This window comes from Vibrio sp. 10N.261.52.A1, assembly GCF_002876325.1.
Lineage (GTDB): Bacteria > Pseudomonadota > Gammaproteobacteria > Enterobacterales > Vibrionaceae > Vibrio > Vibrio chagasii.
Window position 1 is genome coordinate 1 of record NZ_MCYD01000206.1, and the last position, 343, is coordinate 343.

The 343-nt window shown below is 46.1% G+C and carries 1 pseudogene; it reads right to left on the reverse strand.

The window, feature by feature from the left end:
• Positions 1 to 343: pseudogene (locus BCT81_RS02660) on the reverse strand (histidine kinase); the annotation flags it as partial.

Below are 343 nucleotides of genomic sequence, written 5' to 3' on the forward strand. Positions count from 1 at the left end.
GATTTACCACGAACCGAAAAACCTAATGAACCTTTAGCGGTTGAAACATAAGACTCCCCGAATACCAATGCTTTTTGATTGTCTCCGCCGCGCATTGGTTTACCGAGCCTATCGTCATATGGGTGAATCAAACGAACACCTTTTTCGTCACCAACAACAATAAACGCCGCGCCAATCAATTGAGTGAGGTTCCGGAATTTAGCTTGGGTTTCTTCAGGGAGGGTATGTGGGACGCCTTCAGGATTCAGTGTTCCTTTTTCTTCAATAATGCGCGTTACAAGGGGAGATTCCGAAAGAAACTCAGCCACACCCAACGCTTTCAACCCCATTTCTTGCTCTTGAG